Source organism: Simiduia curdlanivorans (genome assembly GCF_030409605.1).
Classification (GTDB): Bacteria; Pseudomonadota; Gammaproteobacteria; order Pseudomonadales; family Cellvibrionaceae; genus Simiduia; species Simiduia curdlanivorans.
The window spans coordinates 1,387,261-1,401,719 of the sequence record NZ_JAUFQG010000004.1; the positions used below are offsets into that span (position 1 = coordinate 1,387,261).

The 14,459-nt window shown below is 53.6% G+C and carries 13 protein-coding genes and 5 tRNA genes; 16 read left to right on the forward strand and 2 right to left on the reverse strand.

Going from position 1 to position 14,459, the window contains the following annotated elements:
• The first annotated feature begins 193 nt into the window (after positions 1-193).
• Positions 194-880, forward strand: a complete 687-nt coding sequence (locus tag QWY82_RS06295; protein ID WP_290260707.1) for a transposase — start codon at positions 194-196, stop codon at positions 878-880.
• Between the two features lie 45 nt (positions 881-925).
• On the opposite strand, the gene QWY82_RS06300 is transcribed toward QWY82_RS06295, so the two are convergent.
• Positions 926-1,423, reverse strand: coding sequence for a cyclic di-GMP-binding domain-containing protein, MshE-related (locus QWY82_RS06300; RefSeq protein WP_290260708.1), 498 nt, complete (start codon positions 1,421-1,423; stop codon positions 926-928).
• 247 nt (positions 1,424-1,670) lie between these two features.
• Between QWY82_RS06300 and QWY82_RS06305 the strand changes: the two genes are divergently transcribed.
• Together QWY82_RS06305 and QWY82_RS06310 are read left to right on the forward strand one after the other, a co-directional pair.
• Entirely contained in the window at positions 1,671-2,189 is a 519-nt protein-coding gene (locus QWY82_RS06305; protein ID WP_290260709.1) for a cupin domain-containing protein, read from the forward strand.
• On the forward strand, positions 2,182-4,080 hold the full coding sequence (locus QWY82_RS06310) for an FAD-dependent oxidoreductase (protein ID WP_290260710.1): 1,899 nt from the start codon (positions 2,182-2,184) through the stop codon (positions 4,078-4,080). The genes QWY82_RS06305 and QWY82_RS06310 overlap by 8 nt, the downstream gene beginning before the upstream one ends.
• Before the next feature lie 20 nt (positions 4,081-4,100).
• On the opposite strand, the gene QWY82_RS06315 is transcribed toward QWY82_RS06310, so the two are convergent.
• On the reverse strand, positions 4,101-7,094 hold the full coding sequence (locus QWY82_RS06315) for a bifunctional diguanylate cyclase/phosphodiesterase (RefSeq protein WP_290260711.1): 2,994 nt from the start codon (positions 7,092-7,094) through the stop codon (positions 4,101-4,103).
• A gap of 202 nt (positions 7,095-7,296) precedes the next feature.
• Between QWY82_RS06315 and alr the strand changes: the two genes are divergently transcribed.
• From alr to rplK, 13 genes are all read left to right on the forward strand, one after another.
• The gene (gene alr / locus QWY82_RS06320; RefSeq protein ID WP_290260712.1) at positions 7,297-8,421 is read left to right on the forward strand and encodes an alanine racemase; all 1,125 of its coding nucleotides are present in this window, start codon (positions 7,297-7,299) and stop codon (positions 8,419-8,421) included.
• A complete protein-coding gene (gene birA, locus QWY82_RS06325) occupies positions 8,418-9,407 on the forward strand; it encodes a bifunctional biotin--[acetyl-CoA-carboxylase] ligase/biotin operon repressor BirA (protein WP_290260713.1) in 990 nt (329 codons plus the stop codon). The genes alr and birA overlap by 4 nt, the downstream gene beginning before the upstream one ends.
• Positions 9,404-10,126, forward strand: a complete 723-nt coding sequence (locus QWY82_RS06330; RefSeq protein WP_290260714.1) for a type III pantothenate kinase — start codon at positions 9,404-9,406, stop codon at positions 10,124-10,126. Before birA ends, QWY82_RS06330 begins: the two co-directional genes overlap by 4 nt.
• A gap of 67 nt (positions 10,127-10,193) precedes the next feature.
• Positions 10,194-10,895 carry a hypothetical protein gene (locus QWY82_RS06335; RefSeq protein ID WP_290260715.1) on the forward strand — a complete coding sequence of 234 codons (702 nt, stop codon included), beginning with the start codon at positions 10,194-10,196 and terminating at the stop codon, positions 10,893-10,895.
• A gap of 57 nt (positions 10,896-10,952) precedes the next feature.
• Positions 10,953-11,028, forward strand: a tRNA-Thr gene (locus QWY82_RS06340).
• A 93-nt stretch (positions 11,029-11,121) separates the two neighbouring features.
• Positions 11,122-11,205, forward strand: a tRNA-Tyr gene (locus tag QWY82_RS06345).
• Between the two features lie 104 nt (positions 11,206-11,309).
• Positions 11,310-11,383, forward strand: a tRNA-Gly gene (locus QWY82_RS06350).
• A gap of 36 nt (positions 11,384-11,419) precedes the next feature.
• Positions 11,420-11,495, forward strand: a tRNA-Thr gene (locus QWY82_RS06355).
• 84 nt (positions 11,496-11,579) lie between these two features.
• Entirely contained in the window at positions 11,580-12,776 is a 1,197-nt protein-coding gene (gene tuf, locus QWY82_RS06360) for an elongation factor Tu (RefSeq protein ID WP_290260716.1), read from the forward strand.
• A gap of 64 nt (positions 12,777-12,840) precedes the next feature.
• Positions 12,841-12,916: transfer RNA gene (locus QWY82_RS06365), tRNA-Trp, on the forward strand.
• Positions 12,917-12,948: 32 nt separating this feature from the next.
• Positions 12,949-13,317 carry a preprotein translocase subunit SecE gene (secE, locus tag QWY82_RS06370; protein ID WP_290260718.1) on the forward strand — a complete coding sequence of 123 codons (369 nt, stop codon included), beginning with the start codon at positions 12,949-12,951 and terminating at the stop codon, positions 13,315-13,317.
• Between the two features lie 16 nt (positions 13,318-13,333).
• Positions 13,334-13,867, forward strand: coding sequence for a transcription termination/antitermination protein NusG (gene nusG / locus QWY82_RS06375; protein ID WP_290260719.1), 534 nt, complete (start codon positions 13,334-13,336; stop codon positions 13,865-13,867).
• Positions 13,868-14,027: 160 nt separating this feature from the next.
• On the forward strand, positions 14,028-14,459 hold the full coding sequence (gene rplK, locus QWY82_RS06380) for a 50S ribosomal protein L11 (RefSeq protein WP_290260720.1): 432 nt from the start codon (positions 14,028-14,030) through the stop codon (positions 14,457-14,459).

The window sequence follows — 14,459 nt, forward strand, 5'->3', positions numbered from 1 at the left end:
TTGGGAGATTTGGGAGATTTGGGGTAAGACCAGAGTAAAAACTCAAATCATTGACAAGAAGGTGCTTTCGACTAGGGTTAGTTAAATCAGAAACCAAGGAGATTTGGGGTCAGAGTAAAAACTCAAATCATTGACAAGAAGGTGCTTTCGACTAGGGTTAGTTAAATCAGAAACCAATGATCAGGGACGATCTATGGCTCGCTTACCTCGCTTGTGTTTACCCAACATTCCACAACATATTATTCAGCGTGGCAATAATCGCCAGGTGTGTTTTGGCGGTGAAGATGACTTCGCCGCTTATGCACATTGGCTTGAAGAGTATGCAGTAAAGTATCAGGTCGCGGTTCATGGTTGGGTGTTTATGACCAATCACGTCCACCTATTGGTTACCCCACAAACGCCTACCGGCGTTTCGCAAATGATGCAAACGCTCGGTCGGCATTATGTTCGTCATTTTAATTATACCTACCGCAGAACTGGCACTTTGTGGGAGGGCCGTTTTAAATCTTGCGTGGTAAGTGCCGAGCAGTATTTTCTAACCTGCTTGCGCTATATCGAATTGAATCCCGTTCGAGCCGGTATGGTGGAACAGCCGGCAGATTATCGTTGGTCGAGTTATCACGCGAATGGATTGGGTCGCCGAATAAAATTATGGTCCCCGCACGAGGTTTATCAACGATTGGGCTCCACAGTGAAAGCAAGAACGACAGCTTATCAAAGTTTGTTTGCAACACACCTAGAATTACATGATTTGGACGCAATACGAACGGCTGCAAACCAAGGCATGGCATTAGGCAATGATCGCTTCAAGCAGGAAATTGAGTCGCTTGCAGGGCGACGTGTTACATCTGAAAAGAGAGGTCCAAAGCCGAAAAGATAGTTTTTACACTGACCCCAATCTTGCTTCTGCGTAAGCCTGCCCCCCTTAAAATTGATAGCGCACCTCAATGGTGAAGTCGTCTTCGCTCCAGTTGGCTTTGTAGCGCATGCCCTCAGTGTAGCGATTTACCCCGGCGGCGTACTCGCCTTGGAGCAGGGTCCAGGCCGGGGTGCCGAGGGATTGTTTGAGCGAGTTTGATAACAGTCGGTCACTCGAGCGGCGATTTTTCACCTGTGGCGACGAAGCGCTAGATTGGAAGCTATCGACCATTTGGTCGGTGATGCGCTGTGCCTCGGAGCCAAATGCGGGTTGGGACAGGCTGGTGGAGCAAGTGCCCACCACCAATGCCATGCGAATGAAACGTTGCCAGCGCAGCGCCCGGGCCAGTTGGTGTTTGTTGATGGAGGCTTGCTGCAAGAGTATCTCGCCAAGGGGTGCGTGGGTGAGTTTTTGGGTGCGGCTGGCGCGCGCTAGGTCGTCGGCCTTAACCCATTGCCGCTCGAGCAGAATATCGCCGATTCTAGGTGCTTGTTGAGTTGCCATGATGCCGTCCCTCACACTAGTGACGACAATATTCTAGCGCTTGCCAAGGTTTAGCTGTAGGTGTGGTTAGACTGAATATTTATGACCTGATTTTTTGATATAGCTGCAATTTGATTGGCTTCAGATCAAAGCGTTAGCCGCGTCCTTCCCCCAGTTGGGGGAGGGATGGCAGCACCGGTTTGGGTTAGGCTCAGGCTTGTCTCAGTTAGGGTTTCAATGAAGCCTTCATGGTTTAAAGGAGAGAAAAATGTCACATCGATTCACTCGGTTCGGTTGCGTCGCTCGGCTCACGGTTAACTTATTGGCTCGCGCCCTGTTGCTGGGTGGGCTTTTTACGTCCCTTGCTGTTGCCGAACCAGCGTCGCTGCCGGTGAAATTAACCAAGGCGCAAATCGGCGGCGATATTTTCGCCTCATCCTTGTCTGTGGCGACCCAGGAGGCCTCCGAATTAGGCCCCAACCGGGTGCAAGATGCGGAAGTTTTTCTCTCCTCTGATCGAAAGCTCGACGCGGGTATGTACCGCTCTGGCCCCAGCAAATTCACCGTGAGCGAGCCTTATGGCGTGGATGAGTTCATGTTTTTCCTCGATGGTCATGTCACCCTAACCTCGGCCGATGGCTCGGTGCTTCGCGTCGATGCCGGCGAAGCGGTGACCATTCCCAAAGCCTGGACCGGGCTTTGGGAGTCGTCGGCTTACACCAAAATCTACGTGATCTACTCGCCCGACGCTCTGTTGCCAGTAAAGGACGAACGCGCCAATGACTGATAAGCCTGCAAGCGCTAGCGGCGCTAAAGCTGTTAACGGCGCCTCGACACTGGGGCCCGAGGTGACGCGCCGAGATTTTTGTCAGGGCGCGCTGATGGGGGCGGCGGCTTGGTCAGTTGGTGCGCCGAGTTTTGCCGCGGAGGCTGCAGATTATCCGCCGCTGAAAACCGGTATGCGCGGCGCTCATATTGGCTCCTTTGAGGTTGCTCATGGTTTGGCGCGGGAGGGCAAGGTGTGGCTTAGCCCGAATAATTATGTCGACCCTGAGTACGATGTGGTGATTGTCGGCGCGGGCATCAGCGGCCTCGCCACGGCTTATTTCTACCAGCAGGCCATGGGCCCCGCGGCGAAGATATTGTTGCTCGACAACCACGACGATTTTGGTGGCCACGCCAAGCGCAATGAGTTTACCGTCGAGGGCAAAACCCTGATTGGCTATGGCGGCAGTCAGTCGATCGACTCGCCGGGCAGTTACAGTAAAAGCGCGAAACAATTACTGCTCGATCTCGGCGTCGAGACCGAGCGCTTTTATACCCTGTTCGACCGCGATTATTTTCGCCAGCGCAAGCTAACCAAAGGTTTATTTTTAACTGAAAATTTTTTTGGCAAACGCTGCTTTTTAGCGCAAGACTTTGTCTATAACTGGGAGGCAGATCAGGCTAAGGCTACCGAGGCTGCCATCGACGAGCTACCGTTTTCGGATCAGGAGCGCGCCAGCCTTTCGCAATTATTGTTTTCCAGCGCAGATTTTTTAGCGCCGATGACGGTGGATGAAAAACTCTCCTATCTGCTAAAAAATAGCTATTCCACCTACTTAACCGACAAGCTGCACATACCCGCGAAAGTGTTGGCCTTGGTGGAGGAGCGGTTGGACGGCTGGTGGGGGTTGGGTACCGATGCGCTTTCGGCCATGGAGGCCTACCGCAACGACTTGCCTGGCTTTAGCGGTTTAGGTCTGCCCGCGCCCGAGCTTGAGCACGGTGACGAGCCGTATATTTTTCACTTTCCCGATGGCAACGCGAGTCTCGCCCGGCTGTTGGTGCGCAAATTGATTCCGTCTGTAGCCGCGGGCGATAGTATGGATGACATTGTTAAAGCGGCCTTTGATTACGCCCAGCTAGACGTCAAAAGCCACGCCGTTAAATTGCGCTTAAACAGCACCGTGGTGCGCGCTGAAAATAATCAGAGTGGTGTGGATGTCACCTATGTGCAGGCCGGTGCAGCCTACAAAGTTAAGGCGAAAGCGGCCGTTATGGCCTGCTATAACGCGATGATTCCCCATCTCTGCCCGCAGTTGCCACCGGTGCAAAAACAGGCGTTGGCCGAGCAGGTGAAGGTGCCCATGGCCTACGTCAATGTGGCACTGAAAAATTGGCGCGCCCTAGCCAAAGCTGGCGTGCGCGAGGTGAATTGCCCGCGCAGCTTTTTTACCTGGGTGACCATGGACTTTCCGGTGTCCATGGGCGGTTATGCCTATGCGCAATCTGAACATGAACCGGTGCTGTTGCACATGCCCTTCTATCCGAAAAGCTTGGGCCAGGGGCTGGCTGCCAAGCAGCAGTATCGCTTGGGGCGCTATCGTTTGTTGGCCTTAAGCTTTGCCGATTTTGAGCGCGAAGTGGTCGCTCAATTAACCGCCATGTTTGCACCTTTCGGCTTTGACGCAAAGCGCGATATTAGCGCTATAACAGTTAATCGTTGGCCCCATGGCTACGCCTATGAATACGTGGATTTATTTGACCCAGCCTACGGCCCGGGTGAGGCGCCCCATGAAAGAGCGCGCCGGCCGTTTGGGCGTATTCACATCGGCAATTCAGATTCGCAGGCCTTTGCCTATGTCGATGGCGCCATCGATGCCGCGAGGCGGGTGGTGGATGAAATACTGGCTTAATTAGCTGAGTATTTTTTTAGTTAAAGTCGCTTTTCCGCTTTCAGCAGCTGCTCGAAATCCTGCGCGGAAATGGCTGGGCTTTTTAAATAACCTTGGTAGAAATCGCAGCTGGCCTCTTGCAGGAAGTTCAGTTGCGCCTCGGTTTCGACACCCTCGGCCAGCACATTTAATTTGAGTGAATGGGCCATGGCGATAATCGCCAGCGTGATAGCGGCATCATCGCTGTCATCGGGCAAATCGGAAATGAAGCCGCGGTCGATTTTTAGGGCGTCGAGCGGAAAGCGCTTTAGGTAAGCGAGGGATGAGTAGCCGGTGCCGAAATCGTCGATGGCAATGCGCACGCCGCGGGCTCTGAGTGCCGTGAAAATTTTAATGGCATCTATTTCTCTGTCCATTAAGGTTCCCTCGGTAATTTCTAATTCTAAATGCTGTGCGGGAAAGCCGGTTTTTGCCGTGGTGGCGGCGACATTTTGTTCTATATCGCCGTGCAAAAATTGATAGGGCGATAGATTCACCGCTAGGGTAAAATCGCGTAGCCCTTGGGCAAACCAGGTAGCGCACTGCTGGCAGGCGCTGTTCAATACCCAGTTGCCAATGGCCGAAATAAGACCGGTGGCCTCGGCCACGGGAATGAAATAAATCGGTGGTATCAGCCCCTTGCTGGGGTGTGCCCAGCGCACCAGCGCTTCGGCGCCGACGATGGTATTGCTGCTGGTGTCATATTGTGGTTGGTAGTAAACCAATAGTTCATTATTTTGGATGGCGTGACGTAGCTCTGCTTCTATCTCAAGCCGTGCGCGCACGGTTTTAGTAAGTTCCTGGTTAAAAAATTTATAGCGAGCGCGGCCTTCGGCTTTGGCGCTATACAGGGAGGTGTCGGCCTGCTGCAGCAGCTCTTCGGCGTTGTTGCCGTGGCTTGGGTAGAGGCTAATGCCGACGCTGGCTGAAATGCGCACTTCGATTTCATTGACGAGGCGCCAGGGTTGGCTCAGCATGTGAATGATTTCTTCGGCAACGCGCGCCGCGGCGTCGGGCGAGGCGATATTATCGAGCACAAGGGTAAACTCATCGCCACCGAGCCGGCACAGGCAATCCTGTTCTCGGAAGCGCTTGGTGAGTTTTTCGGTGACAAGCTTTAATAATTGGTCGCCGGCGGCGTGGCCAAAACTGTCGTTGACGTATTTAAAATGATCCAGGTCAAACATAAGCAGTGCCAGCATAGTGTTGTTGCGCTTGGCGATGTCCATGCTGTGTTTTAAGCGTATGTAAAGCTGCACTCGATTGGGCAGGCCGGTGAGTGCATCGTGATGGGCTAGGTGTGCCAGCGCCGCTTCGTTCTGCTTTATTTTACTGATGTCAGAAAAAATCGCGAGGTAGCGGTCTTCCGCTTCGGGCTGGTGATGAACGCGATTGATGGTTATCCATTCTGGGTAGGCGTCGCCACTCTTGCGTCGGTTCCAAATTTCGCCTTGCCAGCTACCGGTGTTTTCTAAGGCTTTCCATACCTCGGCGTAGAATTCTTTGGCGTGTTTATTAGCACTTAAAATGCGTGCATTTTGGCCGAGAATTTCGGCTTCACTATAGCCAGTGATGACGCTAAAAGCTGGGTTTGCTGCGAGTATGTTGCCTTGCAGGTCGGTAATCATAACGCCATTAAAGGTTTTTTCATAAATGGCATTGGACTGCAAAATTTTCTGTTCGAGTTTTTTGCTTTTAGTGGTGTCGGTAAAATAAATAGTGAGGCCGTCTTCCGAGGGATAGACGCGATTTTCGAACCAGCGCCCCCAAGGTTCGTAGTAGTGTTCAAAATAGACGGCTTGCTGTGTGTCTACCGCTTTATAGTAGGCGGCGTGAAATGGGTCGTCTTGCACCGGTGGGAACTCATCCCAAATGTTCGTGCCGATGAGCTGTTTTTCGATACCGAAACTTTCAAAGAGCGCTTGTGCTCTTTGGTTGATATAGGTGAAGCGCCAGTGGTTGTCTAGGGCGACAAAGCAATCTGTGACGCGATTAAAAATAGACTCGAGTAGCTGGTTGGTGTTGTTCTTCTCATTGAGTAACAGTTGGGTTTGCTCGAGCAGTTGTTGAACCTGTGCTTGGGCTAGTTTTTGCTCCGTGAGGTCTTCCAAGCAGGCCGCTCTAAACATCACTTTCCCTTGGTCGTCTTTGAAGGCGGTGACGTGGGTTTTGCAGTCAAAGCTGGTGCCATTTTTGCGCAGGTGTTTTGTTTCGTAACTAAAGCTGCCTTCTTTTTCAGCGCGCGCCGCTAGGGCTGGTAACTGCTTGCGCGCCTCGATCGAAAAAGTGTCGGCTAAATTTAGCTTGCGCATTTCCGTCTGGGTGTAGCCGTGCATGGTGGCGAAGGCGAGGTTGCTATAAATGAGCTGGTGGCTCTCCGGGTCGGCTATAGCCATGCTCCAGCCGGCATTTTGGAACAGCGTTTCGTATTTCTCGAGTTCTTGGGTTGCTCTTTCGGCGGCAAGGCTAGCCTCGCTCGCGCTGATGACACTGGAGGCGTCGGTACTGATGTCGATGAGCGTCTGCTTGGTGTTGGTGTCAAAGCGTTGCTGTTGATGCCAAATCAGAACCAAAATGCCAAATACTTTAGCCTCGTTAAACAAGGGTAGGGCCGCAGCGCTCTGCCATTTGTTTTTGGTCAGTAGTGAGTGCCAAAAGTTGTCATCGGTTTGGCTGCTGAGGTAGTCGTAAAGTTTAGCGTCGCCGCTATCAAAAAAGGTCGGGGAAAGCACTAGGTCGGCAAAAGGGAAGGCCTGTACTAGTGCCTGCAGCTTGTTTGACTCTGTTGGGTCTGAGGCATGGGCCATGGTCGACACAATCTGGCATTTTTCTGGGTCTAGCGCGCCAATCCAGGCGCCGTGTAAATCGCCAATTTGCACGGCATCGCGGGTGATGTGCTCGAACAGTTGAGCGGTCGACTTGTAGCGCAGTATGGCCTTGTGAAAGTTGTACAGTTTAATCTGATAGTCGGCACGGGGAGGGGCGGCGTTAGCCATGTGAATTGCCTGTGAGTGGTTGTCTTAAGTTCTAGCCAAACTTAGGCCTTAAGTGTAGATCAAGCCGCTGGCTGTCAATGGGCTTTAACAAAATATAGATTTTCCTTAGCGCTTTTTTGGCGCGGTTTATTGTCGTTGGGTGGGCTTGGGCTATCGGCTTTGTGGGTGAATGCGTAAACTGTTCGCCTTGGCTGGAGGGGCTATGTCACATCACGATGGTATTTTGACAGTTAATTTGCGCGCGATTGCGCGCAACTGGTTGGCGCTCAGCCGGAAAGTGGGCGAAGCACAGTGCGCCGCCGTGGTGAAGGCCAATGCCTATGGCTTGGGTATGGTTCCGGTCGCCCGCAGTTTGGCGCACGTTGGTTGCCGCACGTTTTTTGTCGCCACCGTGGATGAGGCGATAGAGCTACGTGAAGGCTTAGGCGAGGCGCCTGTGATTGTCGTGTTGGGTGGCGTGCGCCCGGGGCGAGAACCGGCCTTGGTGGCGAATGCTATTTGGCCGAGTTTATTTTCTGTCGATGCCATTGCGCGCTGGCAGCGAGCCACCACCGTGGCCGATGTGTCGGCGCCCTGTGTGGTAAAAGTCAATACCGGTATGACCCGACTCGGCTTGGACTTGAGCGAACTCGCGAATTATGTGGCTTCGCCCGAGGCGCGGCAGTTGGATGTGCGTTATTTTATGAGCCACTTGGCCTGTGCCGATGAGCCTGCGCACCCGCTCAACCGCGAGCAGCTAGGTCGCTATCAGGAGGCCGCAGCTTTGGCCGCCTCAGTCTGGCCGCAGGCGCGGCGCAGCTTCGCCAATTCTTCGGGCATATTTCTCGGTGCCGAATGGCATCAGCAGTTGGCCCGTCCCGGCGCGGCGCTGTACGGCGTAAATCCGACGCCGGGGCAGCCCAACCCCATGGAGCCCGTGGTGTCACTGCGCTTGCCGATTATTCAATATCGCTTGTTGGCCGACTCAGCGGCCGTGGGTTATAGCGCCACGGCGACTTGCCAGCCGGGTCAGCGGCTCGCGGTGGTATTGGGCGGCTATGCCGATGGCTTGCAGCGTCAGTTGAGCAGCCGGGGCGAGGGCGTGTTCGCTGGGCGGCGGGTGCCCTTGGTGGGCAGGGTGTCGATGGACGCCACAATTTTTGATGTCAGTGCAATCCCCGAATCAGAGCTGCCGCCGATTGGCGCGGCTTATATAGAAGTGCTTAACAGTGAGTTAACGGTCAATCTCGTTGCCTCGCACATGAATACCATCGGCTATGAGGTGTTAACCAGCTTGGGCAACCGCTACCAGCGCGAGTATGTTGAACTGGGAGATTTGCCATCGTGACTGCGCTAGCCGATCAAACCCTGCGGACTTTATTGCGCGCCTTAGCCGATGGCGAGTTTCATTCCGGCGAAGAGTTGGGCGCGCTCTTGGGGGTGTCGCGCGCTGCGGTTTGGAAGCAATTGCAGAAACTCGAAGGTTTGGGTTTGGTGGTTGAGTCGGTGAGGGGGCGTGGTTACCGCCTGAGCCGCGCGTTGGATTTGCTGGATGTGGATGTGATTAAAGACGGCCTCGCGCCCAAGTTGCGGCAGAATTTACAGCTAACCAGTTTTTTGCAGACAGATTCCACCAGCGTTCGCGCCATGGAGGCAGCTTCGGGCGCGGCCCATGGCCATGCTTTTATAGCCGAACAACAAACGGCGGGGCGCGGCCGGCGCGGGCGCGCTTGGGTTAGCCCCTTTGGGTCGAACATCTATTTATCCCTGGTGTGGGGTTTTCAGGGCGGAGCCGCGGCGTTAAGCGGGCTGAGTTTGGCGGTGGGTGTCGCCTGTGCGCGCATGTTGCGAGCCAGCGGCGCCGATCAGGTTGCGCTTAAATGGCCCAATGATTTGTTGGTCGACGGCAAAAAGCTGGGGGGCATTTTGTTGGAAATGACCGGCGACCCAGCCGGCGAGTGCCAGGTGGTGATTGGTATTGGCATTAATGTCGCCATGCCCTCTGAGCAGGCGCAGGGTATCGATCAGGCCTGGGTCGATTTGCGCAGCTTGGGCGTCACGCTATCGCGCAATGCGTTAGTAGCTAAACTGCTCACCGAGCTGGTTGCTGTGCTCGAGCGTTTCGCGCTCGAGGGTTTTGCCGGATTTAGGGCCGAGTGGTTGGCGCTCGACGCCTTTGCCAATCAGGCTGTCACCTTAAGCAGTGCAGCGAGTTCGGTCAGTGGTATTGCGCAGGGCGTTGACGATAGCGGTGCGTTAATCGTGTGGGTGGATGGCCAGATGCGTTTGTTTCACGGTGGTGAATTGAGTTTGCGTGCGGCGGGTGCGCGATGATTTTAGAGTTGGATTGCGGAAACAGCCGGATTAAATGGCGGTTGGTGAATGCTTCCTTACAGCCTGAGCATTCGGGTAGCTTGTCCTGGCTTGAGTTTCAGGCCAGGGCCCTGCCGGAGATCTTTCGCCAAGTGAGCGTTGCTCGCGTGCGCATTGGCTCTGTGGCCGCGCAGGATATAACCCAGGATCTGTCCGGAGTGCTTAAGGCGTTGTTTGCCGTGGAGCCAGAAATCGCTGGTGTGGCCAGCCCTTGTGCCGGCATTCGGTGTGGCTATGACGACCCGCAGCGCTTAGGGGTGGATAGGTGGTTGGCGGTGCTGGCGGCTGTGGCCGAGTATCCAGAGTGTGACTTGTTGGTAGTGGATGCCGGTAGTGCCATAACTGTTGACTTGGTCTCACCGGGGCTACACCGGGGTGGTTTTATCGGCCCTGGTTTGCATATGATGCGCGACGCCTTGTTTTCTGCAACCGCTGGCGTCAAGGTGCCGAGCCTAGCGCCGGACTTGCCGAGCTCTGTGGCGAGCACTACTGGCGCTGCCGTATCCGGTGCGCTGCGCATGATGCAGCTGGGTTTTGTTGAGCAGTGCCGGCTTCGTTTTAGCCCGGACGCGCACATAGTGCTCACCGGTGGCGATGGCCAGGCCTTGCTCGCGGAGTTGCCTGGGGCTGTCTGGCGCCCGGCGTTAGTATTGGATGGTTTGCGCCTAGCTTTGCCTTAGTGGAATATGCAGGCTCTCGTGGCCTGTGCTGGGTTTATCGAACGTTAATGGAGTGGAAGGCTAAGACATGCGGTTAGTTTTTATTGGGTTGTTGGTTATTAATGTGCTGGTTTTAGGTTGGCATTTTTTGCAGGCCAAAGAAGAGCCTAAAGCAGTTGTGCGCGCCATGCCCAAAACTACTGAACAGGCGCGGGCGCTGACCTTGTTGAGCGAGGTGGATGAGGATGCCAAGTCGCTACTGGTTCGCGATATCAATGCCAAAGATGATCAAGGCGCAGGCCCCATCTGTACCTTGGTCGGGCCTTATATCGACTCCGACAAGGGCGCGATCGTGCGCGAGCGCTTGCGCTCGCTGGGTGTTGAGTCCAATTTGCAGTCGCTGGAGATTGCTGCCGGTGAATCCTATTGGGTGTATTTGCCGCCCGAGCCCTCGCAAGAGGGCGCTTTGCGCAAGCTGCATGAGCTACAGGCGAAGAAAATAGACAGCTATGTTATTCCCAAAGGTGACCTAGCCAATGGCATCAGCTTTGGCGTCTTCACTCAAAAGCCTTTGGCCGAGCAGCGCATGGCCGACATGCGTCGCCAGGGCTATCAAGCCGAACTCAAGGCTATCCCCCGTACGCAAAAGGAGTTGTGGTTGCTTTTGGGGCCAGGGCAGGCGACTCGCGTGGCGCTTTCCGTCTGGGCTGAACTGGTTCCGAAGGAAAGTGGCCAAGAGATTCGTCAAAATTTATGTTCAGCTGTTGCGTCTGCGGACAAGTTTCACTAGAATCGCGCCTCCACATTACAGGCAGGCCTGAAAAGGTGTGTTTGCTAGGTGGTTTTAGCTGGTGTAGCTCAGTTGGTAGAGCATCTGACTTGTAATCAGGCGGTCGAGGGTTCAACTCCTTTCACCAGCTCCATTTTCTACAAGCTAAGTGCTGTAAGCCTGTGAATTTACTCACAAAAATGGTTGACAAGTGCTTGCTTGAGCCGGAGAATTGCCGGCTCTTTTGGCAGGGGTTCCCGAGTGGCCAAAGGGATCAGACTGTAAATCTGACGCGAAAGCTTCGATGGTTCGAATCCATCCCCCTGCACCATTATTGATTTAAGCCTTGCCGTAAGGTGAGGTTGCTGTAAGCAGCTTGAGGGGTATTTCAGGTTGTGTGATTTTCGGATTGCTGTTGCAAAGTCTGTCGGTTAGGCGGGCATAGTTTAATGGTAGAACCTCAGCCTTCCAAGCTGATGATGCGGGTTCGATTCCCGCTGCCCGCTCCAGTTTCTGGCTGGGTTCCGAAAATGCGTCGTGTTTACGCTCTTGTAGCTCAGCTGGTAGAGCACACCCTTGGTAAGGGTGAGGTCTCCGGTTCAATTCCGGACAAGAGCTCCAGTTTCCGCAAAGGCCGGTCTTTTGCGGAGTTTTGTTTTGTTTGAAGAAACGATTTATCGCCCCTGTATATAGGAGACGTTAGCAATGGCTAAGGCTAAGTTTGAACGTAACAAGCCCCACGTAAACGTGGGCACCATTGGTCACGTTGACCATGGTAAAACTACCCTGACAGCAGCTCTGACTCGCGTATGTGCGGAAGTGTGGGGCAGTGGTACAGCGGTTGCATTTGATGGTATCGACTCGGCGCCAGAAGAGCGCGAGCGCGGCATCACCATTTCTGCGGCACACGTAGAATATGATTCGCCTATCCGTCACTACGCGCACGTTGACTGCCCAGGCCACGCCGACTATGTGAAAAACATGATCACCGGTGCTGCCCAGATGGACGGTGCGATTCTGGTATGTTCTGCCGCTGATGGCCCAATGCCACAGACGCGCGAGCACATCCTGTTGTCGCGTCAGGTAGGTGTACCTTACATCGTTGTATTCCTGAACAAAGCCGACATGGTTGACGATGCCGAGCTGCTAGAGCTGGTTGAAATGGAAGTTCGCGAGCTGTTGAGCCAGTACGAATTCCCAGGCGACGATACCCCAATCATCATCGGTTCTGCGCTGATGGCGTTGAACGGTACCGATGACAACGAAATGGGTACCACCGCTGTTAAGAAATTGGTTGAGACCCTGGACTCTTACATTCCTGAGCCCGAGCGTGCCATCGACGGTGCTTTCTTGATGCCAATCGAAGACGTGTTCTCTATCTCTGGTCGCGGTACTGTTGTGACCGGTCGTATCGAGCGCGGTATCGTTAAAGTGGGCGAAGAAATCGAGATCGTTGGTCTGCGCGATACCACCAAGACTACCTGTACTGGTGTTGAAATGTTCCGCAAGCTGCTCGACGAAGGTCGTGCAGGCGAGAACGTAGGTGTTCTATTGCGCGGTACTAAGCGCGATGACGTTGAGCGTGGCCAGGTGTTGTCTAAGCCAGGTGCGATCAAGCCGCACACCAAGTTCCAGTCAGAAGTGTACGTATTGTCGAAAGATGAAGGTGGTCGTCACACGCCATTCTTCAAAGGCTACCGTCCACAGTTCTACTTCCGTACTACCGACGTAACTGGCGCTTGTGAGCTGCCAGAAGGCGTTGAGATGGTAATGCCAGGTGATAACGTGCAAATGGAAGTCACCTTGATTCACCCCATCGCGATGGAAGACGGCTTGCGCTTCGCCATCCGTGAAGGTGGTCGTACCGTTGGTGCGGGTGTTGTTGCTAAGATCATCGAGTAATCGTTGATTGTTGCGCGGAGGCCGGGGCCTTGGTTCCGGCCTTCGTGCAAAAAGAAGTTTGTTTAGGCCAGTAGTTCAATTGGTAGAGCACCGGTCTCCAAAACCGGGTGTTGGGGGTTCGAGTCCCTCCTGGCCTGCCATTTAATAAGAGTAGTTAAGGGTAAGTTCCCTGATGAACGCTAAAGTAGAAGCTCCAGCCTTTCGGTTTGACGCAATTAAGTGGTTGCTTGTTGTTGCCATTGTTGCTGCCGGTGTCGTGGCAAATTCGCAGTTTGCGGATGTGGCATTGCTTTACCGTGTGTTGGGTATGGTGGCCGCAGGTTTGGTTGCCGTATTTATCGCTGTCAATACTGCCAAAGGTGCGGCTTTCTGGGGTTTGATGAAAGAAGCCCAGGTGGAAGTTCGCAAAGTAGTTTGGCCTACTCGCGAAGAGACTAACCAGACGACGCTGATCGTTTTAGCGGTGGTGTTGGTAATGGCTTTAATTCTCTGGTTGATCGACACCGTGCTGGGTTGGTTAGCGTCACTGATTATCGGCTGATAAAAAAGGGTGAGCAATGGCTAAGCGCTGGTATGTAGTACACGCCTATTCTGGGTTTGAAAAGAAAGTTGCCGCTTCATTAAAAGAGCGCATTGAGCTGCATAACATGCAGGACAATTTTGGCGACGTGCTGGTTCCCACTGAAGAAGTGGTTGAGATGCGCGGCGGTCAAAAGCGTAAGAGCGAGCGCAAGTTTTTCCCCGGTTACGTGTTGGTGCAGATGGAGTTGAATGATGACTCTTGGCACTTAGTTAAAGAAACCCCGCGGGTGATGGGTTTTATTGGTGGCAAGGCAGATAAGCCAGCGCCAATTACTGAAAAAGAAGCCCAGGCTATTTTGCAGCGCGTCGATGACTCTGCCGATAAGCCAAAACCAAAAACCATATTCGAGCCGGGTGAAATGGTTCGCGTATGCGATGGTCCATTCAACGACTTTAATGGTGTTGTTGAAGAGGTGAATTATGAGAAGAGCCGTTTGCGTGTGGCCGTGTTGATTTTCGGTCGTTCAACGCCGGTTGAGCTTGAGTTTGGTCAGGTAGAAAAGGCTTAAGACTCGCAATTTTATTGCCTTCCTGTGTGTTTTCGCACAGGAAGGTTTTCGTGTCTCTGAGTTTTGCAAATTTTTTGCGGGTTTAGAGACTGGGGAGCCGATGACGAAAGTTTAGCCAAAGACTTTTCGAGGCGCTAAAACCCAACTATGGGAGTAAATCATGGCTAAGAAGATTAATGCTTACATCAAGCTGCAAGTTGCAGCTGGCAAAGCTAACCCGTCGCCACCAGTAGGTCCGGCGCTTGGTCAGCACGGCGTAAACATCATGGAGTTCTGTAAAGCGTTCAACGCCCAGACTCAAGAAATGGAAGCGGGCGCACCAGTGCCTGTCGTGATCAGCGTATACAGCGATCGCTCTTTCACTTTCACCATGAAAACGCCACCAGCGTCTTACTTGTTGAAAAAAGCGGCGGGTTTGAAAAGCGGTTCACCGCGTCCAAACACGCAAAAAGTTGGCACGGTTACCCGCGCGCAACTCGAGCAAATTGTTAACACCAAGCGTCCGGACCTTACCGCTGCTGATATGGATGCCGCTCTGCGCACTATCGCCGGTTCTGCCCGCTCCATGGGTCTAGATGTGGAGGGTTTGTAA

Coding starts and splice junctions, on each gene's coding strand:
- QWY82_RS06310 (WP_290260710.1), top strand. CDS start 2,182: ATGACTGATAAGCCTGCAAGCGCTAGCGGCGCTAAAGCTGTTAACGGC.
- tuf (WP_290260716.1), top strand. CDS start 11,580: ATGGCTAAGGCTAAGTTTGAACGTAACAAGCCCCACGTAAACGTGGGC.
- QWY82_RS06315 (WP_290260711.1), bottom strand. CDS start 7,094: ATGGCTAACGCCGCCCCTCCCCGTGCCGACTATCAGATTAAACTGTAC.
- QWY82_RS06305 (WP_290260709.1), top strand. CDS start 1,671: ATGTCACATCGATTCACTCGGTTCGGTTGCGTCGCTCGGCTCACGGTT.
- alr (WP_290260712.1), top strand. CDS start 7,297: ATGTCACATCACGATGGTATTTTGACAGTTAATTTGCGCGCGATTGCG.
- QWY82_RS06330 (WP_290260714.1), top strand. CDS start 9,404: ATGATTTTAGAGTTGGATTGCGGAAACAGCCGGATTAAATGGCGGTTG.
- QWY82_RS06295 (WP_290260707.1), top strand. CDS start 194: ATGGCTCGCTTACCTCGCTTGTGTTTACCCAACATTCCACAACATATT.
- nusG (WP_290260719.1), top strand. CDS start 13,334: ATGGCTAAGCGCTGGTATGTAGTACACGCCTATTCTGGGTTTGAAAAG.
- QWY82_RS06300 (WP_290260708.1), bottom strand. CDS start 1,423: ATGGCAACTCAACAAGCACCTAGAATCGGCGATATTCTGCTCGAGCGG.
- rplK (WP_290260720.1), top strand. CDS start 14,028: ATGGCTAAGAAGATTAATGCTTACATCAAGCTGCAAGTTGCAGCTGGC.
- secE (WP_290260718.1), top strand. CDS start 12,949: ATGAACGCTAAAGTAGAAGCTCCAGCCTTTCGGTTTGACGCAATTAAG.
- QWY82_RS06335 (WP_290260715.1), top strand. CDS start 10,194: ATGCGGTTAGTTTTTATTGGGTTGTTGGTTATTAATGTGCTGGTTTTA.